We start from the raw sequence: 20973 nt of genomic DNA, 5'->3' as shown, positions 1-20973 counted from the left end.
GGGGCCTCCGTTAGGCTTCCTGCGATGATCACCGGCCGCCTCTATCGAGCGGGACAACCGAACGGCGAGCCGCTCGACCCCGAGCGAGCGGATGGCTGGACCCGCGGGACCGGCAGGTTCGCGTGGATCGATGTCGTCGATCCGGACGCCGCCGACCTCGCATACCTCGAGCACACGTTCGGCCTGCACCCCGTGACCCTCGAGGACGCTCAGCACCGGCGCCAACGGACGAAGGTCGAGCTCTTCGAGGGCTACGCGTTCGTCGTGCTGCGGCCGGTCACGATGGCCGGGGACACCGTGACCGCGACCGAGCACGAGATCCACGCGATCGCCGGCGCCGATTTCCTCGTGACCGTGCGATGGACGCCGCTCTACCCGTTGGATGCCGTCAAGACGAGGTGGGAGCGTCATGCCGACCTCCACGGCGCTGGGTTCGGCCTGTACGTGTTGCTCGACGAGGTCGTCGACGGCTACCTCTCCGTGGTCGAGGGTCTCGAGGACGAGGCGGACGAACTCGAGGACGTGGTCTTCGAGCGCGACGACAGCTCCGAGCGAGGATCGCATGTGCAGGAGCGTCTGTTCCGCTTGAAGCGATCGACCGTCCTCCTTCGACGCTCGGCCGCCCCACTCCGCTACGGCATCGACCTCCTGCAGGAAGAGCCTGCGTTCGCGTCCCCGGCGCTGTCGCCTTACTTCCGCGACGTGATGGACCATGTGATCCGAGTCGCCGAGCTGGCGGACAACGTGCGCGACCTGCTGACCTCGATGCTCGAGGTTCGCGTCGCTCAGGCCGCGAACCGGCTGAACGAGGTGATGAAGCAACTCAGCGCCTGGGCGGCCATCGTGCTCGTGCCGACCCTCATCGCCGGCATCTACGGCATGAATTTCAGGGACATGCCGGAGCTGCGCTGGCAGCTCGGCTATCCGCTGGCGCTCGGCATGATGGTCGGCACGGCGATCGGGCTCTACGTGGTGTTCAAGAAGCGCGGGTGGCTCTGAGGATGTGTCGAGCCCTCGTCGTGCTCTGCGTCGCTGATGACCCCGAGGGGCTCGCGGCCCTCAAGGCTTCGGCCGTCTCCGCCGAGTGGGAGCTCGCTCCGGGCGCGACCGACCTGCGATCGGCTCTCGACCAGATCGATGCCGAACGACCGCACGTGATGGTCGCGTTCGGCGCCCATGCCGAGCTGGTACGCATCGCGCGGGAACGGTTCCCGTCGATGCGGATCGTGACGGACCGGGACACGCCTGGGGCCAGCGTCGTGGCCACCTCGCTCGGCGAGGTGCGGGGCACGGTGCTCGGCCTGCCCCGCCCGGGCGGTCCGGTCGGCGCCTGATCGGCGTCCCCGTGAACGGGCTCAGATGCTCCAGTGGCTCCAGCTGCCCATGCGATGCACCATGCGCATCGTCACCATGACGTTGGCTCGGGCATTGAACGCCGACCAGCCGTCGAAGCCGAAGGAGTCGGCTCGCTCGGGCCAGTACTGACGCAGGTGCTGGAAGATGCCGCTCGCCCCGCTGTAGCCGTTGTAGGCCTTCGGGTTGAGGTGGGATTCCCGGTTGGCCACGTACAGGGCCATCGATGATCCTCCAGGCACGCTCCAGCGATCTTCGGCACATCGGATGAGCTGTTTGATGTGCCAGTCGCCCTTGCGCCAGTCGATCTGGCAGATGTGGCGACCGATGTCGGCCTCGCGGGCGTGCGCGGTGTTCACGATGGAAGCGGCGGGCACGAGGGTGATCAGCGAGGCAAGGAACAGCGCGGCCGGGAAGCGGCGGCGCTCGGTGTCGGTACGGGTCATAGATCGATTCACCCCCGCGGTGAACGGAGCTGGCAGCTGCGTTCGGGTCGCCCGGCCGTGCGGTGAGCTCTTCACCTGCGTCGCCGATCGCCCCGCGGTAGGTCGTGGGTGCGGACATCACCTCCTGTGGTCGAGATCTCAATCTGTGTGACCTATCGCGCGACGCGGCGTTCCCGACCTGCTCCCGGGCGCATGCAGGCATACGCGTACCGACCCTGGGAAGGTGGTGAGCGCAGCGTGCGCCGGGAGGAAGCGGAGGGGAACCATCCGCGTCGTGCCCGGTCACCCTACGGGCGGGCTCCGACATGCGACAACATGAACCTGACCGGTGGTCATAGACGCTGCGGCATACCATGGTTGCATGTCCGGCACCTCCGGCACCGTGCTGCTCGCTGCCCCGCGTGGCTACTGCGCAGGGGTGGAGCGCGCCGTCGACGCGGTTGAGCGTGCGCTCGCGAAGCACGGGGCCCCCGTCTACGTCCGCAAGCAGATCGTGCACAACATGCACGTCGTGCGAGACCTGGAGTCGAAGGGAGCGATCTTCGTCGAGGAGGAGACGGAGGTACCCGAGGGAGCCGTGGTCGTGCTCTCGGCACACGGGGTCGCGCCGTCGGTCTACGAGAACGCGGGGCGCCGGCACCTCGACGTGATCGACGCGACATGCCCGCTGGTCACCAAAGTGCACGTAGAGGCTCGCCGGTTCGCCGGCCGGGGTCGCACGATCGTCCTGATCGGCCACCAGGGTCACGAGGAGGTCGAGGGCACGAGCGGACAGGCTCCGGAGCGAACGATCCTCGTGCAGTCGCCGGACGATGCGCGGACCGTCGACGTGCCCGACCCGGACAACCTGAGCTACCTGACCCAGACGACCCTGTCGGTCGACGAGACGAACGAGATCGTGCGCATCCTCGAGCAGCGGTTCCCGTCGATCCAGGGACCCCCCCGCGACGACATCTGTTACGCGACCCAGAACCGACAGGACGCCGTGAAGGTGATCGCGCCGAAGTCCGATGTCATGCTCGTGATCGGATCGCAGAACTCCTCGAACTCGAATCGCCTGGCCGAGCTCTCGAGGGAGCTCGGCACGCCGGCCTTCCTCGTCGACGACGAGACCGACGTCGACGCGGCGTGGCTCGAGGGCGCCGACACCGTCGGCCTGACGTCCGGCGCGTCGGCGCCCGAATGGCTGGTGCACCGCATGTTGACCTGGCTCGCCCATCGCGGGTTCGCGACGGTCGAGGAGGTGACGCTCACCGAGGAGCGGGTGCGGTTCTCCCTGCCTGCGGGGGTGCGGCAGATCCCGGTCTCGGTCGTCGATCCGCCGAAGGCGCCCTGACGGACCGAGACCCTAGGTCCACGACGAGAACTGGTCGCGGTCTTCCTCGGGTTCCTCGTACACGATCGAGACGAGCGTGTCGGTCGAGACCACACCCGGCAGGCCGTGGATCTCCTCGAGGATCACGCCGCTCGCGACCTCCCACGGCTGCGCGACGCAGGCCATCAAGTCGTATTCGCCGCCGAGCACGGCGACACCGGAAACGTCACCCATGTCGCCCAGGCGTTCGGCGATGCCCGCGGCCGCGCCGGCCGCAGCCTTGACGTGCACGTAACAGGCGTCGCCGATGATCGCGGGAGCCTTGGGCGCCCCCCATCCGGCGATGCCGATGCGATCGGGAGGGACGACGGGTGCGGTCACGGTGCGAAGCACCCCCGGCACGTGGTGGATCTCGGAGAGCACCTGGGTGGCGATCGTCGCCAGATCGGCACCCTCGGCGTGCATCAGCACGTCCCAGGCGCCGACCACCGCGGTCGCCCGGCGCACCTGCGACTTCGATGCGAGCCCCGTGAGCACGTCGCTCATCCTCCCAGGCTCGACGTGGAGGTAGACGTAGGCGTCCATGCGCCGAGGCTAGGTCAGGGAGGGAGCCGGTACAAGGAGCCGGTCGCGTGTTGCGCTCGGCATCATCCTTCCGCTGCGACCGGCGCGCCGGTGAGGGCCCAGAGCTCCTCCTCGCCCTCCTCCGGTCCGACCGAGATCAGGCGGTCACCCTCCATGACCACGAAGCCGGGGCGCGGCCGGTAGATCCACCGGGCGCCTCGCTGCACCGCCAGCACGAACATGCCGGTCTCGGTCTCGAGCCGCATCTCCTTCAACGAGCGACCCGCCGCCGGCGAGCCCGGCTGCACGATCGTCTCCGCGCTCGTCTCCTCGGTCTCCTCGAGCGCCATCTGCACGACGGGGTGGAGCGCCTCTCCATGCTCCACGTACCAGGTCATGTCGCGTGCCGCGTCGCACATCGCCTCGCTCGCTCCGGCGAGCCGGATCAGTCCGCGGAGCTCGTCGGGATCGCGTGCCTCGGGGGCGGCCCGCAGCACCCACGATTCCAGTTCGTCGCGGAGCTGATCGCTCCGAGCCTCGAGCGCGCCGACCTCGGCGGCCAGCGATCGGTTGTTGAACAGTAGCGACGAGTACGCCATGCCCACCGCGGCCTCCGCCAGGTCCTTCATCTCCACGAGGATGTCGACAGCACGATCGAGTTCTGACAGGGCGGGTTCGTCGCCTTCGGGTGGTAGCGGCAGCGGGGGTGCGCCCGCGAGCTTGCGGAGCTCGTTCACGCCTTCGTCGGGCCCGCGCACCACGAGCACGTCGCCGTCGGCGATCACGTCGTCGGGGCCAGGGTCGAAGCGCCAGTCCAGGCCGGATCGGATCGCCACGATCCACATGCCGGTCTCGGTGGGCAGCGAGAGCTCGCGAAGGTCCCGCCCCACGAGCTCACCGCGCTCACGGACCTTCACGCGGGCGGTCATCTCGTCAGCGTGGCGCAGGTCGGGCTTGAGGGCGTCGGGGATGCCGAGCCGGGCGGCGACCACCCTGGCGATGTCGGAGGCGGCATCGCCCACCTGCTCGATCGCGTCGGCGATCCACAGGACCCCCGCCATGCCCTCGGCATCCTCGGGGCTACGCGCGGCGAGCATGGCGGTGGTGCGGAGGCGGCGCAGGTCGTCGGTCATCCGCGACTCGAGGCGCGCGACCTCGCGAGCGAGCTTGTCCTCGTTGAAGAAGACCGCGGCGTACGCGAGGTCGACCATGAGCTCGGAGGCATCTTTGAGCTCGACGAGCAGATCCTTGACGTTGCGCGGTTCGTTCATCAGGTGACCCCCAATACTGACATGACGAAGAGCACGGCGGCGACCCCGGTCAGGTCGAGCGTGGCGGTGATCGTCGGCACCCCGTGGTTGTCTGGGTCGAGTCCGAATCGAGTCGTGAGCACCGCGACGTAATAGCCCACGACCAGGGTCACCGGAAGCACGAGCAGACCCGCGAGCACGGTGCCGATAACCATGAGCCCCGACGGGGGCCGAGCGACGCCGGTGATCGACGCGAGCACGGCGGCGATCACTCCGATCGCGGTGAAGACGACGAGTCCGAGCGCGATGACGATCGTTGCGTCGACGAGCGCGGGGCGTTCGGGACGCCCTCTGGGGGTGATCACGCCCAGCTGAAGCTTGGAGGACAGGCGCGACGACAGGATGCCGCCGATGGCGCCGGCCTGGGAGACGAACGGCGGGATCAGGATGAGGATGCCCGGGATCGCTTCGAGTTCCGTGCGATGTGCCTCGAGCACGGCGCCGGCGAAGATGTCGAGCAGCGGGGCGAGGGCGCTCACACCCGCCATCTCGAGCAGCGTGCGTTGCACCACGGGAGGGCTCCGCACCACGGCCCAGGCCAGGGCACCGACCGCCGCCGCCGTGCAGAGTGCCGCAGCGACCGCATTCAGGGAAGGGTTCCGCGCGATGAACGTCGCGAGGAACAACGCGGGCAGCGTGATCATGTCGCCGATCGCCGTGACCATGGGGGTCGACACGGCATCGAGGTCCCATCCTCGACGGAACGACTGGATCGAGAGGCGGATGGTGACCACGAGGATCACCGCCGACGCGAGCACTCCGCCGATCACCGAGATCGTGACGAGATCCCAGAACGACACGGTGTCCTCGCCGAACGCCGACGCCACCAGCTTCGCCATGCCCGCGAGGTAGAAAGAGGACAGGACTGCGGAGACCACCGCGACCTCGACGTTGTGTGCGAGCAGGCCACCGCGACGGAGGGTGGGCTCGAATACGCCCGCGGCGATGCCGGTTCCGAGCCGGGCACCCATCGCTCCGAAGATCATGCCTCGCATGCCGACCGAGGCAGGGATCAGCACCAGCAATCCGGGGAGCAGCTCGAGTGTGCCAGCCATCGACCCCAGGATCAGCCCCGCGACGAAGCCGGCAGCCGTGCTGAGCGCGAGGGCGGCCACGCCCTGCTGCAGGGTCCGCCGCTCGGCGCGCAAGGTGTCGTAGACACGACGAGCGCGTCGGGGAACCAACCGGGTGCTCCTGGACGTGGCCATGGATAGGAGATTCGAGGCGCCGTCGGCGTCGGGCCGGTGGTGGCGGCCGAAGTATCGCCCGAGGTCCGGGGCCGAACAAGCTCTCAGCCAGGCAGGACCCCGAGCAACGACATCACCACCAGCAGAGCGGCGACACCCGTGAGGTCCATGCAGCTGGTGATCACGGGCACGCTCTGATCGTCCGGGTCGAGGCCGAGCCGCGCCGTTGCCACCGCGACGCCGTACGACAGCGCCAGCAACACGGGCAGCAGCGAGAGCCCGGCGAGGAGGGTGCCGCCGATCATCTCCCAAGCTCCGGGATGCGTGCGCGTGGTCAGATCCGCCAGCGCCGTCGCGCCCGATCCCACGACCAGGAACGTCACGAGCGCGAGCAGGGACACGATCGCCGCATCCACCCAGGCGAGGGGGTCCGGCCACGGGGTCGGGCGCACGAGGCCGACCTGGATCTTCGAGGAGAGACGGGAGGCGAGGATGCCTCCGAGTGCACCCGACTGTGAGACGAACGGAGGGATCAGGATGAGGATGCCCGCGTTGCGGACGAGTTCAGACTGGAACCGCCCGAGCAGGCCACCCGCGGCGACATCCAGCAACGGAGTGAGCACGATGACCCCGGTCATCTGAAGCACGATGCGGCGCACCGCGGGGCGGTCGCTCCGCATGGCCGCAACGACGCTGTACGCCGCGGCGCCGATGCATGCGACCGCAGCCGCCGCCGTCACGAGGTCGTTCTCGACCAACAAGGAGGCGAGGAACAACGTCGGAAGGGTGGCCGCATCGCCGAGCGCTGTCACCATCGGCGTGCCGACGGAGTCGAGGTCCCAGCCTCGCCGGAACGAGACCACCGAGAGCCCGACGGTGAACCCGAGGATCACGACCGACCCGAGCGCGCCGCCGACGACGGAGATCACGACGAGCTGGATCAGCGAGATCGAGGGTTCGCCGAACAGCTCGGAGGTGAGCTTCGCGAGCATCGCGAGCCAGAGCGACGACGTCAACGTCGTGACGATCGCCACCGTCACGTTGTCCCTGAGCACGCCGTCTCGAAGGAGCGTGGCGTGGAAGAGGCCAGTGTGGATGCTCGTACCCAGGCGGGCCTCGAGCGCCCCGAAGATCGTCCCTCGCATCCCGACGGCTGCCGGTATCAACACCAGGAGCCCGGGGAACCGTTCCAGCGCTCCCGTGATGTGGCTGAGGATCAGGCCCGCGACGAAACCCGCGCCCGTGCTGAGGACGAGCGCCACGATGCCCTGCCGGATCGTTCGACGTTCTGACCGCACGGCAGCGATGAGCCGCGATTGGCGGCGGACGCTGGGCATAACGGCACGTGGCTCATCGATCGGCTCCTCTGGGGGTGGGCTCAGTATCGTGGGGGGTGGGCTCAGTATCGTGCGGGAGACGAGACAGGGGCAACCGGTAGCCGATCACTCGATCCAGTCGCGGGTGAGGAACAGCCAGAACGCCAGCCCGGCCTCGTCGCCGTATCGACGGAACCGGCGCACGATCGCCGCGTCGGCCACGGGCTTGGTACGACCCGTGAGGCGAGCGTATTTCGGCCGGGTCCAGCTGTCGAGGATCAGCCGGGAGTTGCGACCGAGCGTCATCATCACGTGGGCCGCCGCGTACGGACCGACCCCCGGCAGATCGAGGAGCGCTGCCTCCAGGTCGTCGTCGGAGAGCTCGTCGGAGGTCGCCGTCGCCATCGCCTCGAGATCGACCTCGCCGGCGTCGACCCTGCGGGCGAGCTCGATCAGGTAGGGACCGCGGTATCCCGCTCGCACCTCGTCCCGGTAGAAGGCTTCAGGAGCCCCCCTCATCGCCGTGGGGGTCGGGAAGGCGTTCGTGAGCGGGCCGTCGCCACCGATCGCCGGTTCGCCGAGCGAGGAGACGAGGGCGTTCACCATCCGCACGGTGGCCCCCCAGGCGCAGTTCGTCGTGCAGATCGTCTTCACCACGTCTTCGAAGACGGTGGGGGACCGCAGCATCCGTCCGGCCCCGGTCGCCGCCCATGAGAGGTCGGGATCGTCGGCGATCAGCGCGTAGAACCTCGAGAGATCGTGATCGAGCCGCAGGACATGTGCGGCGCCCGCCAGCGCGGCGGCCTGCACGCGAGGCCCGGCCGCGGGCCCGAGCACCTCCACGCGGGCGCCTCCGCCTGGCCCGGGCCCGATCCGGATCCGGCGGGGACGAGCCTTCGGCACCCGCACGGTGACGGAGAGCGCGGTCGCGGTTTCGTCGAGCGTCGTCGGCGCCAGCTCGGCGAACCCGTGGGAGTTCAGCGTGCGCACGAGGTCGACCGGCTCCCCGCTCGGGCCGCGCAGGGGCAGCGGCAACGAGGTCGACACGACGGCCACGGTAGCATCGGGCGATGATCAGGTGCACCCCCCGAGCGGTGGCGTTGTTGCGCACCGCCGACGAGGCGGCGCGACGGTTCAACCCCGACGCCCGCATCCGACTCGTGCCCGACGACGGCGGGGTCCGGTTCGAGCTCACCGACGGGGCCGACCCTGCCGACACGGTCCTCGATCACGACGCCGGGTTCTCGCTCGTCGTGGCTCCCGGCCTCGCAGGCACTGTGGACGTCGCGGATCCCCACGACCGCCTCGTGCTGATCGCCGACGACGAGGATAGCGTCACGTGAGCCTCGATCTCGACGCGATGCGGGACACGCTCGAGGCCGAGCTCGGGTCCCTCGAGAGCGAGCTCGCAACGTTGACCGCGGTCACACGCGAACCCACCGCGACGATCGGGTTCGGTAAACGCGTCGGGGAAGGGACGAGTGAGGCGATCGGCCGGATCGAGCGGGTGGGCCAGGCCGACGCTCTCTCGGCGAAACTCGCAGGCGTGCGGCGCGCGCTGGAGAAGTTCGAGGATGGCACGTACGGCATCTGCGATCGATGTGGCGCGACGATCCCCGACGAGCGGCTCGAGGCCCGACCCTCGTCGGTGCGGTGTGTGCGTTGCAGCGCTGCGGTTCCGTGAAAGACCCCGGCCGCGCTCGGGTTTGACCCCCCGAGAACCCCCGCCCTAGGGTGGGCGCCCAGATGGCCCGTTTCCTCTACCGCATCGGACTGTTCGGCGCCCGTCATCGTCTCGTCGTCGCCGCAGTGTGGGTGGCCGTCGTCCTCGCCAGCGTCGGCGCCGTCCGGATGCTCGGCGCGAAGACCGACAACCAGCTCACGCTGCCGGGTACCGACAGCCAGGCGGCGTTCGACGTGCTCGCCGACCGGTTCCCTCCACAGCAGAACGGTACGAGTCCGTTCGTGTTCACCACCGACGACGGGAGGCTGACCGAGCGGAAGGCGAAGGATGCGGTCGACGCGACCTACCGGCGCATGAAGGGTGCCGAGCACGTGCACAGCGTCACGAACCCGCTGTCGAAGGACGGGCGGACGGCCGGCCTGCTGAGCGACGATGGGACGATCGCGTTCATGCCGGTGCTGCTCGACATCGACTCCGGGTTCATCACCGTCGATCTGGCCGAGAAGGTGCTCGACGCGACGCAGCCTGCCCGCGAGGCCGGGATCCAGGTCGCGGTGGGCGGGCCGATCGGCAGCGAGCTGTCCCAGCCCGACACCACGACCAGCGAGCGTATCGGGAACCTCTCGGCGATGGTGATCCTGGCGCTCGTGTTCGGGAGCCTCGTCGCGATGGGGTTGCCGATCCTCACCGCCGCGGTCGGCCTCGCGGTGGCCACGTCGCTGATCGGCCTGCTCGGACACCTGATCGCGGTGCCGACGGTCGCGCCCACGCTCGCGATCATGATCGGGCTCGGGGTCGGCATCGACTATGCGCTGTTCCTCGTCACGAAGCACAAGGAACAGCTGGACGCCGGCGTCGAGATGTGGGAGTCGATCGCCCGCGCCGTCTCGTCGTCGGGCAGCGCGATCGTCTTCGCGGGCAGCACCGTCGTGATCGCGCTCGTCTCGTTGGGAGTCGCCGGCATCCCGCTCGTGAGCACGCTGGGCCTCGCGTCGGCGATCGCCGTCCTGTGCGCGGTCGTCACCTCGATCACGCTGATGCCCGCGATCCTGTCGCTGGTGGGCGGCTGGATCAACCGGGTGCGGGTGCCCCGCTTGTTGCAGCTCAGGAAGCGCCCGGAGGGTCACACGCGCTGGGACGCGTGGGCGGGCGCTGTCGCCCGGCATCCCTGGCTCGCGATCGCGCTCGCCGCGGCGATCCTCACGCCGTTGATCGTTCCCCTGTTCTCCCTGCGGCTCGGGCAGGAGGACATCGGCGTGTCGCCGAAGTCCACGACCGAGCGCCAGGCCTACGACCTGCTCACGCGCGGGTTCGGCGTCGGATACAACGGCCCCCTGCTCATCGCGATGCGGCTCGACCCTCCGGCCCACCCGAGCGTCGGCTACACGAGGAAGTACGACGAAGCCATCTCGCTGCAAGCCGAGCTCGAGAAGGAACAACGGCGCCTCGAGCGGCAGCAGGCCGAGCTCGAGACCCAGCAGGACGAGCTCGAGGAGGAGCAGGCCCGACTCGAACGCAAGGGAGCCGCGCTGCAGCGCCGACAGGCGCGGCTCGAGCGGCAGCGGGCCGAGCTCGAGTTGCAGCGGGCCCGGCTCCTCCAGCAAGAGGCGCGGTTGCGCGCCCGAGCCGAGCGTCTCGCTCAGCGGGCGCGGCCGATCGCGGCCCACCTCGCCTTCATCCTGGGCCGGGAGCGGCTCGTGCAACGCCTGATCGAGCAGACGACCGACCCCGACAAGCTCGAGCGTCTACGTCGGCGCCTCGCGCGCCTCGAGGACAAGGAGGCCCGCACCCGCGTCCGGCTGGAACCGCTCCTCGAGCAGGGCCGTGCCGTGCTGGCGGACGCGGAGCGGCTCCGAGCCGAGGGCGAGGCCCTCGAACGACAGGCCGACGCGCTGCGGTCGCGGGCCGCCGGTCTCGAGGTCCAAGGAGCCGAGCTCCAGCGCCAGGCGGCGGCACTGCAGCGCGAGGGCGCGGCGCTCCAGCGGCAGGCCGACGAGCTCCAGTCCGAGGCCAACGAGGCCAACGCCCAGGAACAGCGGGCCCTGCGCCTACAGGACGAGCTCACCGACATCCTCACGAAGGCCGGAGGGGACGATCGCGGCACCGATCACCGCGTCGTGCAGGTGCAGGATGCGCTGACCTCGACCGACGGGGTCGTCGGACTCTTCCCGCCCCAGATCAACGATGCGGGAGACGCCGTCATCGTGAGCGCGATCCCGGAGCGCGCGCCCTCGTCACCGGCGACCGCCGACCTCGTCGGCACCCTGCGGATCGATGTGCTGCCGGACGCCACGGAGGGCGAGGGGGTGGTGACGAACGTCGGAGGGTCGACCGCGTCGAACGTCGACCTCGCCACGAAGATCGGTCAGCGGCTGCCGCTCGTGATCGCCACGGTGGTGCTGCTGAGCTTCCTGCTGCTCACGGTTGCCTTCCATTCGTTGACGGTGCCGCTGCAGGCTTCGGTCACCAACCTGCTGTCGGTGGCGGCGGCCCTCGGTGTGCTCACGGCCGTCTTCCAATGGGGATGGGGGCTCTCGTTGATCGGGCTCGACGTGCCTCGCGGCACCGTGCCGATCGCGAGCTACGTGCCACTGATGATGTTCGCGGTGCTGTTCGGCCTGTCCATGGACTACGAGGTGTTCTTCGTGAGCCGCGTCGAGCAGCAGCACGCCGCCGGGAGGCCGCCCCGCGAGGCCGTGCCGGCAGGGCTCGGGGCGAGCGGCCGTGTGATCTCGGCCGCGGCCCTGATCATGTTCTGCGTCTTCGCGAGCTTCGTGATCAACGGCGACCCGACCGTGAAGCAGTTCGGGGTCGGCCTGGCGGTCGCGGTGCTGCTGGCGGGCACGATGGTCGTGCTGCTGGCCCCCGCGATGCTCGTGCTCTTCGGCGGGTCCGTCTTCCGTCTGCCGGGCTTCCTCGATCGGGTGGTGCCGCGCATCGACGTCGAGGGGGGTGTGAAAGAGCGGAGCCACACCGACGTGGTGGGGGTTGCGATCGATCCGAGGGAGGTCGAGCCTGTGGGCAGCGAGCCGGCGAGCCGGCCGGGCTCAGAGGACGCATGAGCGGTCGCTCGTACGAGGCGCCGCGTCAGCGGAGCGGCGACGCCGGCGCCTCGGCCTCGGCGCGCACGATATGCATCAGGGCGTTGATCTGCGCCAGGTGCGTGAAGGCCTGCGGGAAGTTCCCCCAATGCCTGCCCGTCCGCGGGTCGATCTCCTCGGCGTAGAGACCGAGCGGGCTCGCGAACGAGAGCATCCGCTCGCAGAGGTCGCGGGCGCGTTCGAGCTCGCCGATCTCCACCAGCGCGGAGATCAGCCAGAACGAGCAGATCGCGAACGTCGCCTCCTCGCCGTCGAGACCGTCATCGATCTCCCCGACGCGGTAGCGCATCACCAGCCCCTCGAGCGTGAGCTCGTCGGCGATCGCGAGCACCGTCGCGCGGATGCGGGGGTCGTCGGCAGGCAGGAACCGCATCAGGGGGGCGAGCAGCAGCGAGGCGTCGAGGGCGTCGGACCCGTAGATCTGGGTCAGCACGCCCCGGTCATCGACGCCGTGCTCTAACACGTCGGCCTTGATCAGCTCCGCTTCGGCGGACCAGCGAGCCGCAAGCTCCGGCTTGTCGAGCACCTCGGCGAGCCTGGCTCCCCGGTCACAAGCGACCCAGCACATGATCTTCGACGACACGAAGTGCTGGGGCGTGCCGCGCATCTCCCAGATGCCCTGATCGGGCTCTCGCCAGTGCTCGACCGCCTCCTCCACCTGCCGCTCGAGACCGAACCACGCCCGGCCCGTGAGGAACTCGCCCGAGCGCATGTGCAGGTACACGCTGTCGAGCAGGGCGCCCCACACGTCGTGCTGGCGCTGATCGTGAGCGTCGTTGCCCACGCGTACGGGGCGCGCGTGCTCATAGCCTGTGAGGTGGTCGAGGAGCTGCTCGGTGAGCTCGGTCTCGCCGCCCACCCCGTACATCACCTGCAGGGACGAACCGTCTTTCACCTGATCGGCGATGAAGTAGAAGAAGCTGTTGGCCTCGAAATCGAACCCGAGCGTGTACAGGCCCCACAGCGCGAACGTCGCATCGCGCACCCAGCTGTAGCGGTAGTCCCAGTTGCGCTCACCGCCGGGGGTCTCCGGCAGCGAGGTGGTGGGCGCCGCGATCAGGGCGCCGGTCGGCGCGTAGGTCAGACCCTTCAGCGTGAGCGCCGCCCGCTGCAGATGGGAGCGCCACGGATGGTCGGGGAACTCGCCCATGTTCAGCCAGGCACGCCAGAAGTCCGCCGTCTCGTACACCCGCCGCCAGGCCCCCTCGGCGTCGGCGGGAGCGGCGTTGAGGTCGCCGTTCCAGCTCAGGGCGGCGAACGCCGACTCACCGTCGTTGAGTCGGGTGAACGCTACGGCGGCACGGCCCTCGAGGCCCAGCCGCATGTCGGTGGTGAGCCGCAGCGTGGGATCGTCCTCGCCGCCCCGTGCGATCGCCTCGGTCCAGCCGGGGCCGGCGTATTCCCAGCGCCCGTCGGTGCGACCGTAGTCGAACGCGGGCTCGCAGTTCAGCACGAGGTCGACCTGTCCCTGGATGCAGCGCACCACCCGCAGCAGCATGTGCTCGGCACGGTAATCCCCCGGCGGGCGCCGATACCCCTCGGGGCGCTCGTCGTCTCGCCAGGGGCCCATCACGAGCGCGTCCCGCACGATCAGCCACCCGGTCCGCGTCTGCCATGTGGTCTCGAGCACGTTCGAACCCGGCATGTACCGTCGGCCGGCGGGGACCAGCAGCTCGGCAGGGCCCAGCCGGAACGCCCCGGCCGAGCGGTCGAGTATCGCGCCGAAGATGCTGGGGCTGTCGGGCCGGGGCGCGCACAGCCACTCGACGCTGCCGCTGGGGCCGACCAGCGCCGTGACCTCGCGATCGCTGAGGAACCCGTACTCGGCGATCGGCGGGAACGGGCTCTGATGGCTCTGCAACGGTGCGACCGATCCACCCTGGGGCGGGTCCGCCGGGCCGGGCAGCGGGACGACGTTGGCGCTGCTCACGGGTGGCGAGTGTAGCTCCCTGCCGCGCGAACACTAGGATTTCAGGCGATGGATCGTCTCGCGTCGTTCCGAGCCTGGGAAGGCCGTGCGGGCGTGCTACTCGATTTCGACGGCACGCTGAGCCCGATCGTGGCCAAGCCCGAGCTCGCGCGCATCCGTGACGGAGCGCGCGACGCGATCGCCCGGCTGGTCGGCCGGTACGCGGTCGTCGCCATCGTCTCGGGTCGCACGGGCGACCAGCTCCGCCAGCTCGTCGGGGTCGATGGGGTCCGACTCGCGGCGCTCTACGGCCTGGCCGAGGAGGCGACGCCCCTCTCGAGCGACGTGCTCGACGAGGTGCGGAGCGTGGCGGACGGCGTGCAGGGTGCGCGGGTCGAACCCAAGGGAGGGTCGGTCGCGGTGCATTACCGCGCCGCCGAGGATGCAGCCTCGGCCCAGGGGGCGCTCGCGACCGGCCTCGCGCCGGTCGCCGAGGCGGCGGGTCTCGCGCTGCTCCCCGGCAAGATGGTGATCGAGCTCGTCCCCGCCGGGCGCCCGCTGAAGGAGGGCGCGGTCGAGCGCATCGTCGAAGAGGAGCGGCTCGACGCCGTGCTTTACGCGGGCGACGACGTGGCCGACCTACGGGCGTTCGAGGCGCTCGACCGGCTCGCCGAGCGGGGAGTGCGCACGGTGAAGGTCGCCGTGCACGGGCGCGAGACCCCCGGGGCGTTGAGCGACGCGGCCGACGTCGTCGTCGACGGTCCGGCGGGCCTCGTCACGTTGCTGCGAGGCCTGTGACCGATCCTCGACCGGACGAGGGCGGTCGGCGGCGCCCGGCGTCAACGCCGGCGTCGGGGCGGCCTGACCTGGTCGACCGCCTCGAGCTGGTCGGCGAGCCAGTTGGCCGGCGTGTGGGCCTGCACCGTGCGCGAGAGGCCGCGGGCTCGCCTCGCTCGTTCCTCGTCGGGCATCTCGAGCGCTTCACGGATCGTCTCAGCCGTCTCGGCGAGGTCGAACGGGTTCACCCCGAGCGATTGACGGCCGAGGCGACTGAACGCCCCCGCGTTGCGTGAGAGCACCAGCACGCCGTCGCGGCGGTTCACGAGCGGACCCTCCATCGCCACGAGGTTCATGCCGTCGTAGGTGGGGTTCACGAAGAGCACGTCGTAGAGGTCGTACGCGGCCACGGCGAAGGCGTAGTCCTCCTGCACCCGCACGTCGATCGGCTTCCACGTCTTCGTGCCGAACTCGGCGTTGATCCGGTCGGCCTCGGCCAGGCACTCCTCCCCGTAGTTCTGGTACTCCGGCACGTCCTCGCGCGAGGGGCTGAACAAGCAGAGGAACCGCACCGATCCGACCCATGACGGGTTGCGGCGCAGGAAGAGCTCGTACGCGAGGAAACCCCTGAGGATGTTCTTCGACGGCTCGAGCCGGTCGACCCGCAGGATGATCTTGGCGTCGCCCGCCCACTCGCGGAGCTCGACTCGCACCTCGTCGGCCTCGGGACGGTTCGCGGTCTCGCGCAGCGGCTCGGCGCTGACCGCCACCGGGAACGAACGCACGGCGCCCGTGCGCCCGTCGATGTCGAGGCGCCCCCCTCGCAGCACGCGGAGCTCGGGCAGGCTACGCGCCGACAGCAGGTAGTTCTCGGCCCACTGCTTCGACTGGAAGCCGAGCACGTCCGCTCCGGCCATGCCGCGCAGGAGCGCGGTGCGCATCGTCACGGGCAACACCCTGAGGTAGGTGGCGCCCGCGAACGGGGTGTGGGAGAAGTGCACGATCTTCGCCTCGGGCACGAGCTCCCGCAGCATGCCCGGCACGAGGCAGAGGTGGTAGTCCTGGATCAGGTAGACCGGGTCGTTGTCCGCCTCCTGGGCGAGCGCCTCGGCGAACGCCCGGTTCGCATCGACGAAGTCATGCCACGCGTCCTGCGTGCCGTCGTCGAACATCGGCGAGCGGGGGATGTCCCACAGGTTGTGGTGCACCATCCACAGGATGCGGTTCGAGACCTCGTTGTAGTAGCCGTCGTAGCGCTCCGGCGGGATCACCACGTAGCGCATGCGCTGGTGCGAGTCCGACGTGACGGTCCGCCCCTTGAGGGCGACGGCGCGGTCGCCGTCGGTCATCGCGGCCGACACCCAGGCGGTGTCATCGCGGTAGAAGACGCCGGAGAGCGCCGTGACCAGTCCGCCGGTGCCACGGCGCGGGCTCAGCCTGCCCCGGTCGTCGCGGTCGAAGCTCACGGGCCCGCGGTTCGACGCGACCACGATGGGCGACTCGATCGCACTCGCGCCGCCGGTTCCTCTCCGTGACATCGCCCGCAGTGTATCCGGACGGCTCGGGGTCGATGGGTGCGTGATCAGCGTGGCAGGACCGGGCCTCAGGCGGCGTCCGAGGGGGTCGCGTCCGCCCGGTAGCGGCGCAGCTCGGGGTAGGCGATCGCGACGACCCCGGCCCCCGCGATGCACGCCAGCCCACCGGTCACGACGCTGATCGTTGGCGTGAACCAGGTCGCGACCAGGCCCGCCTCGACGTCACCGAGCTTGGGCCCTCCGGTCACCACCAGCGAGAAGATGCCCCACAATCGCCCTCGCAACCGGTCCGGGACCATGACCTGCAGGATCGTCGACCGGAAGATCGCGCTCACCACGTCGGCGGCGCCCGCGATCGCGAGGAAGAGCAGGGCGAGCGGCAGGTTCGACCCGACGAGGCCGAATGCGGCGATCGCCGCCCCCCACCCGGCCACTGCCCAGATCACCGCCTCGCCCTGGTGCCGGATGCGCGTGACGCTGCCCGAGAACAGGACCTGTGCCAGGGCACCCACGGCGGGCGCCGCGAAGAGCAGTCCGACCACCGCCTCGCCACGGTCGAACTGGCTGACGGCCAGCACCGGGAAGAGCGCGGCCGGCATGCCGAAGATCATCGCGACGAGGTCGATCACGAACGTCGACTGGATCAGACGGTGATGCACGACGTAGCGGAACCCTTCGATCACCGCCCGGCCGCCCACGCTGGGAAGGTCTTCGTTGACTTGAGGCGGCAGGGGCTTCATCGCTACGGCCGCGATCAGCATCCCCGCGTAGCTCACGAGATCGACCGCGTACGCCCAGCCGGGACCGGTGGCGGCGATCAACACCCCGGCCAGGGCAGGGCCGACGATGCCGGTCACCTGGAACTGCATCTGGGACAGTGCCACCGCCTGGGGCATCAGCTCGTCGCCGACCAGTCGCGGCACCGACGCCTGTCGTGCGGGCATGTTGATGGCCGCCAACAGCCACGTCAGGGCGTTGGCGACGTGCAAGACTGCGATCGGTGGTTCCGGGACGAGAGCGGTCGCGACGAGCACGCCGGCGACGACCACGTGGCCGACCTGCGTCCACACGATGACCGATCGCCGGTCGTGGGCATCGATGAAGGAGCCGCCGACGAAGGTGCCTGCGACGCTTCCGACCAGGCCCGAGAGGCCGAGCAGGCCCACGGCCGCGGGCGATCCCGTGAGGGCGAACACCTGCACGTACAACCCCACCCTCGCGAACTGGGAGCCGAGCGCCGAGACGAACGAGCCGGTCCATAGCAACCGGTAGTCGCGGGACACGCGTAACGGGGTGAGATCGAGGAGCAGGCGGCGCAGACGCGGACGCACCCGACCGTCGCGGTCAGGTGCGTCGTCGGTGGGCATCCCCCAACGGTAGCAACCGTTCCGGGAACGCTGCGGTTAGGCGGTGACGGCTCCCAGCGCGGTGTCGAGCACGTCGAGGCCGTCGGCGAGCAGCGCGTCGTCGATCGTGATCGGCGGCAGCAGCCGCACCACGTTCCCGTACGTGCCGGCCGTCAGCACGAGCACGCCCTCCTCGAGGCACCGGCGAGCGATCGTGTTCATCGTCTCGGCGCTCAGCGGTTCCTTGGTGCCCCGGTCGGCCACCAGCTCGATCGCACACATCGCGCCGCGGCCCCGCACGTCGCCGACCACGTCGTAGCGCTGCGCGAACCCGTCGAAGCGGTCCATGATCGTGGCACCCACCCGGCGGGACCGTGCGAGCAGGTCATCGCGCTCGATCATGTCGAGAACCGCGAGCGAGGCCGCGGCGGCGACCGGGTTCCCGCCGTACGTGCCTCCGAGCCCACCGGCGTGCACGGCGTCCATGATCTCGGCGCGGCCCGTCACGGCGCTGATCGGCATGCCGCCGCCCATCGACTTCGCCGTGGTCACCAGATCCGGAACCACGTCCTCGTCCTCGATCGCGTACCACCGTCCGGCGCGGCCCATGCCCGACTGGATCTCGTCGGCGATGAACACGATGCCATGCCCGGCGCAGAAGTCGGCGACACCCTTCACGAAGCCGGGCGAAGGCACGATGAAGCCGCCCTCACCCTGGATCGGCTCCATGATCACCGCCGCGATGTTCTCCTCGCCGATGTGCTTGTGCATCTCGTCGACCGCGTACGCGAGCGCCTCCTCGGTGACGCGGTCGGGATGGCCGAGCCAACGGTAGGGGTAGGCGAACGGCAGTCGGTAGATCTCGGGCGCGAACGGCCCCATGCCCTGCTTGTAGGGCATCACCTTGGCCGTGAGGCTCATCGCCAGCAGCGTGCGCCCGTGGAACGCGTGGTCGAACGTCACGATGGCGCTGCGCCCCGTGTGGTAGCGGGCGATCTTCACCGCGTTCTCGACCGCCTCGGCGCCCGAGTTCGCGAACATCGTTCGCTTCGCGTGCGGGCCAGGGGTGAGGTCGTTCAGCCGCTCCGCCAGCTCGATGTAGGGCTCGTTCGCGGTCACGTGGAAGCAGGTGTGGGTGTCGAGCTCGGCCTGCCGCGTGATCGCGGCGACCACGTCCGGCGCGGCGTGCCCCACGTTCAGCACCGCGATGCCGGTCGCGAAGTCGATCAGGCGGTTCCCGTCGACGTCCTCGACGATCGCGCCGCTGGCGCGCGCGGTGACGATCGGGTGGATGTTCGCGACGCCGGCCGCGACGGACCCGCGCCGGCGCGCGAACCACTCGTTCGACTTGGGCCCCGGGATCTCGGTGACGAGCTTGCGTTCCTGAGGGATGTCCATGCTAAGGAGTGTCGGAGCCGCAGGAGGCCCTGTCAGGCACCCGCGGCGCTATGAACGGGCACCGCGTTTGTACGAACCGTCCATCTCGTTGTGGGCCGGGGGCGATGCATGGCCTTCCTCGCTGTACGGTCCGTACAATCGGCGCATGGCAGTGGCCGTGAGGGACATCGTCGCGATCCCGGGCATGCCGCTGCGCCTGCTGGCCGGCGAGGAGGACATCGACCGGCCGATCCGGTGGGTGCACGTCTCCGAGCTTGAGGACCCCACGCCTTGGCTCAAGGGCGGCGAGCTGATCCTCACGACGGGGCTCGGCATCGGGACGACTCCGGCGAAGCAGCGGGCGTACGTGAAGCGGCTGGCCGACGCGGGACTGACCGGGCTCGGCTTCGGCCTCGGTTTCACCCACGACAAGACGCCGCGTTCCTTGATCACGGCCGCGAGCCAGGTCGGCTTCCCCTTGTTCGAGGTGCCGTACCCGGTGCCGTTCATCGCGATCACCGAGGCGATCTTCACGAGGATCGTCGCCGAGCAGTACGACACCCTGCAACGTGCCGTCGACGCCGAACACGTGCTCACCCGGGCAGTGATGGAGGGCTCAGGCACCGAAGGGATCGCGCGGTCGCTCGCCGACGTCACGAAGGGGTGGGCCTTGCTGCTCGACCTGCACGGGCTGCCGATCGCCAGCACCGGGCGCGCCGCGAGCCTGCGCGCCGAGCGGGTCTGGGAGGAGCTGCGGACCCGGCGGCCCGACGGGACCTCGTTCAGTGTCACCCTCGTCGATCGCGGGCACCACATCTGGGTCCAGCCCGTGGGCGCCCGCGGCCGGGTCGAGGCATTCCTGGCCGTCGGCAAGCCGGAGCAGCCGAGCCAGCTCGATCGCATCGTGGCCGGGCACGCGCTCAGCCTCTTCGCGATCGAGCTCGCGAAGTCGCGCGCGGTGGCCGACGCGCAACGCCGTTTGCAGGGCGATTTCTTCGACGAGCTCGCGCGCGGCTCGCTCTCGACGGGCGAGGCGGTCCGTGGCCTCGCCCGGTTCGGGTTCGACAAGCACGCCCGGGTGATCGTGCTGTCTCTCGAGGCCGTCGACGGCGACCCGGAACCCGGCACGCTCGCCGACGCCGTCACCGACGATCGGTCCCGCGTGGGGGGCGGGTTCCTCGCCTCCTCGCATGACGCGGGGGTGCATCTGCTGCTGCCCGCCGATCCGGCCCCCGACCTCGCGGAGATCACGGCCTCGATCGTGGAACGGTTCGGCGGGGGGCTGCGGGTCGGCGCCGGTTCCCCGGTCGATCCCACCGACGTCGCGCGCTCCCTGCGGGAGGCTCGGTACGCGCTGCAGGTGTGCAGGCTCGAGGGCTGGCCGCACGCGGGCTTCGCCGACCTCGGGACGTACCGCTTGCTGCTGTCGATGGCCGATCCCGATGCGCTCCGAGCGTTCGCCGATTCGATGCTCGACCCACTGGACGCCTACGACCGCGACCACGGTGGCGAGCTGCTCGAGTCGCTCCAGGCCTTCCTGCAGCACAACGCGCGCTGGGAGACGGCCGCGGCGCAGCTGTTCGTGCACCGGCACACGCTGCGCTACCGCATGCGCAAGGTCGAGGAGCTCACCGGTCGCGACCTCTCGAGCAGCTTCGACCGTATGGAGTTCTGGCTCGCCCTGCGGGCTCGCGATCTGCAAGCGGCGCAGATCGACGGATGACGACCGGTCACGACTTGTCCACGGCGTCCA

The 20973-nt window shown here is 70.0% G+C and carries 18 protein-coding genes; 8 read left to right on the top strand and 10 right to left on the bottom strand.

Translation table 11 applies throughout. From position 1 onward, the window contains the following. Nucleotides 1-24 precede the first annotated feature (24 nt). Nucleotides 25-999: a magnesium/cobalt transporter CorA gene (gene corA / locus VFI59_16625; protein ID HET6715321.1), complete on the top strand. Its 975-nt coding sequence runs from the start codon at nt 25-27 to the stop codon at nt 997-999. A gap of 2 nt (nt 1000-1001) precedes the next feature. Further along, nucleotides 1002-1334 carry a hypothetical protein gene (locus VFI59_16620; GenBank protein HET6715320.1) on the top strand — a complete coding sequence of 111 codons (333 nt, stop codon included), beginning with the start codon at nt 1002-1004 and terminating at the stop codon, nt 1332-1334. 21 nt (nt 1335-1355) lie between these two features. Here VFI59_16620 and VFI59_16615 read toward each other — a convergent pair whose 3' ends face one another. Continuing rightward, complete coding sequence (locus tag VFI59_16615) at nt 1356-1799, bottom strand: transglycosylase SLT domain-containing protein (GenBank protein ID HET6715319.1); 444 nt, start codon at nt 1797-1799, stop codon at nt 1356-1358. 361 nt (nt 1800-2160) lie between these two features. On the opposite strand from VFI59_16615, the gene VFI59_16610 reads away from it, so the two are divergent. Then, nucleotides 2161-3135 (top strand): 4-hydroxy-3-methylbut-2-enyl diphosphate reductase, encoded by a 975-nt coding sequence (locus tag VFI59_16610; protein HET6715318.1) that lies wholly within the window; start codon nt 2161-2163, stop codon nt 3133-3135. A gap of 12 nt (nt 3136-3147) precedes the next feature. Here VFI59_16610 and VFI59_16605 read toward each other — a convergent pair whose 3' ends face one another. The 5 genes from VFI59_16605 to VFI59_16585 all read right to left on the bottom strand — a co-directional run bounded on the left by VFI59_16605 (nt 3148) and on the right by VFI59_16585 (nt 8538). Beyond that, nucleotides 3148-3699 carry an Lrp/AsnC ligand binding domain-containing protein gene (locus VFI59_16605; protein HET6715317.1) on the bottom strand — a complete coding sequence of 184 codons (552 nt, stop codon included), beginning with the start codon at nt 3697-3699 and terminating at the stop codon, nt 3148-3150. A 62-nt stretch (nt 3700-3761) separates the two neighbouring features. Continuing rightward, on the bottom strand, nt 3762-4949 hold the full coding sequence (locus VFI59_16600) for a TrkA C-terminal domain-containing protein (GenBank protein ID HET6715316.1): 1188 nt from the start codon (nt 4947-4949) through the stop codon (nt 3762-3764). Next, nucleotides 4949-6196: a magnesium transporter gene (locus VFI59_16595; protein ID HET6715315.1), complete on the bottom strand. Its 1248-nt coding sequence runs from the start codon at nt 6194-6196 to the stop codon at nt 4949-4951. The genes VFI59_16600 and VFI59_16595 overlap by 1 nt, the downstream gene beginning before the upstream one ends. An 83-nt stretch (nt 6197-6279) precedes the next feature. Then, complete coding sequence (locus VFI59_16590) at nt 6280-7473, bottom strand: magnesium transporter (GenBank protein HET6715314.1); 1194 nt, start codon at nt 7471-7473, stop codon at nt 6280-6282. A gap of 144 nt (nt 7474-7617) precedes the next feature. Continuing rightward, nucleotides 7618-8538: a Fe-S cluster assembly protein HesB gene (locus tag VFI59_16585; protein ID HET6715313.1), complete on the bottom strand. Its 921-nt coding sequence runs from the start codon at nt 8536-8538 to the stop codon at nt 7618-7620. Nucleotides 8539-8561: 23 nt separating this feature from the next. Here VFI59_16585 and VFI59_16580 point away from each other — a divergent pair, with 23 nt between their 5' ends. The 3 genes from VFI59_16580 (at nt 8562) to VFI59_16570 (ending at nt 12237) form a co-directional block, all read left to right on the top strand. Continuing rightward, entirely contained in the window at nt 8562-8834 is a 273-nt protein-coding gene (locus tag VFI59_16580; GenBank protein ID HET6715312.1) for a hypothetical protein, read from the top strand. After that, entirely contained in the window at nt 8831-9175 is a 345-nt protein-coding gene (locus VFI59_16575) for a TraR/DksA C4-type zinc finger protein (protein ID HET6715311.1), read from the top strand. Before VFI59_16580 ends, VFI59_16575 begins: the two co-directional genes overlap by 4 nt. Nucleotides 9176-9237: 62 nt before the next feature. Continuing rightward, the gene (locus tag VFI59_16570) at nt 9238-12237 is read left to right on the top strand and encodes an MMPL family transporter (GenBank protein HET6715310.1); all 3000 of its coding nucleotides are present in this window, start codon (nt 9238-9240) and stop codon (nt 12235-12237) included. Between the two features lie 25 nt (nt 12238-12262). Here the strand turns inward: VFI59_16570 and VFI59_16565 are convergent, their stop codons facing one another. Next, complete coding sequence (locus VFI59_16565; protein ID HET6715309.1) at nt 12263-14182, bottom strand: glycoside hydrolase family 15 protein; 1920 nt, start codon at nt 14180-14182, stop codon at nt 12263-12265. A gap of 72 nt (nt 14183-14254) precedes the next feature. Here VFI59_16565 and otsB point away from each other — a divergent pair, with 72 nt between their 5' ends. Next, entirely contained in the window at nt 14255-14983 is a 729-nt protein-coding gene (otsB, locus tag VFI59_16560; protein HET6715308.1) for a trehalose-phosphatase, read from the top strand. A 41-nt stretch (nt 14984-15024) separates the two neighbouring features. Here the strand turns inward: otsB and VFI59_16555 are convergent, their stop codons facing one another. From VFI59_16555 to gabT, 3 genes are all read right to left on the bottom strand, one after another. Next, nucleotides 15025-16500, bottom strand: coding sequence for a trehalose-6-phosphate synthase (locus VFI59_16555; protein HET6715307.1), 1476 nt, complete (start codon nt 16498-16500; stop codon nt 15025-15027). Between the two features lie 65 nt (nt 16501-16565). Beyond that, nucleotides 16566-17864, bottom strand: a complete 1299-nt coding sequence (locus VFI59_16550; protein HET6715306.1) for an MFS transporter — start codon at nt 17862-17864, stop codon at nt 16566-16568. A gap of 36 nt (nt 17865-17900) precedes the next feature. Beyond that, nucleotides 17901-19241 (bottom strand): 4-aminobutyrate--2-oxoglutarate transaminase, encoded by a 1341-nt coding sequence (gene gabT, locus VFI59_16545; protein ID HET6715305.1) that lies wholly within the window; start codon nt 19239-19241, stop codon nt 17901-17903. Between the two features lie 145 nt (nt 19242-19386). Here gabT and VFI59_16540 point away from each other — a divergent pair, with 145 nt between their 5' ends. Then, nucleotides 19387-20943, top strand: a complete 1557-nt coding sequence (locus VFI59_16540) for a PucR family transcriptional regulator ligand-binding domain-containing protein (protein HET6715304.1) — start codon at nt 19387-19389, stop codon at nt 20941-20943. Nucleotides 20944-20973 lie beyond the last annotated feature (30 nt).

The organism is Actinomycetota bacterium (genome assembly GCA_035697485.1).
GTDB lineage: Bacteria > Actinomycetota > UBA4738 > UBA4738 > HRBIN12 > JAOUEA01.
Note: the sequence above shows the minus strand (reverse complement) of the source record. Positions and strands in the feature narration are given on the sequence as shown.